This window comes from Sodalis sp. dw_96 (assembly GCF_018449575.1).
Taxonomy (GTDB): domain Bacteria; phylum Pseudomonadota; class Gammaproteobacteria; order Enterobacterales; family Enterobacteriaceae; genus Acerihabitans.
In genome coordinates this window covers 1-643 of record NZ_JAAVUT010000060.1, presented here as the reverse complement: position 1 = coordinate 643, position 643 = coordinate 1, and the positions used below count along the sequence as shown (strand labels likewise).

At 60.0% G+C, this 643-nt stretch carries 1 protein-coding gene; it reads right to left on the bottom strand.

What is annotated here, in order from left to right:
* Window positions 1–643, bottom strand: a 643-nt coding sequence (locus tag HB631_RS26770) for an autotransporter outer membrane beta-barrel domain-containing protein (RefSeq protein WP_213994210.1), incomplete at both ends; no start/stop codon positions are given.

Below are 643 nucleotides of genomic sequence, written 5' to 3'. Positions count from 1 at the left end.
TCCAGATGGCCTGGGCCTGGGGCTGGATATAGTAGGTGGCGTTTTTCGCCGGGTTGGCGCCGATATTAAAGGTGTAGCCGCTTTCCAGGGAGGCGGTGAAGCCCTTGGAATTGTAATTCTCGTTATTCAGGTCCTGGCCTTCCACCGTATTGTCAAACCAGCCGTATTGGGTCCAGCCGTCGACATACAACCCGGAGCGATCGGTCGCATCGGCATACCAGGTGCCGTACACCCCCACGCTGTAGCCGTCCACCGAGCCTCTGGAACGGTAGCCGGATACCTGTGAATCGGTGTTGCTTTTTGCGTCGCCGTAGCCGGCCATCAGACCCAGGCGGAAGCTGTCGATATCGTTGCTGCTCCAGCGACCCACATCGCCCCCCACTTGCAGGACATAACGATTGCTTTGGGTCTTGAGCTGTCCGCTGTCATCGCGGGAGCGGTTGTGGCCGCCTTCATTGGTCATCCACAGGCTGGTGGTCTGCTGTTGGCCGGTAATGGGATCGATATAGGTGGTCATGCCGGAACGGGTATCCAGGCTGGCGGCGAACATCGTATTGGCGGCGGCCAGGTTGGCGCCATAGCTGGAATCTTCCGGGCGTTCCACCATCGTGCCCGGGTCGGGATGCGGGTCGGGAATAGGCTC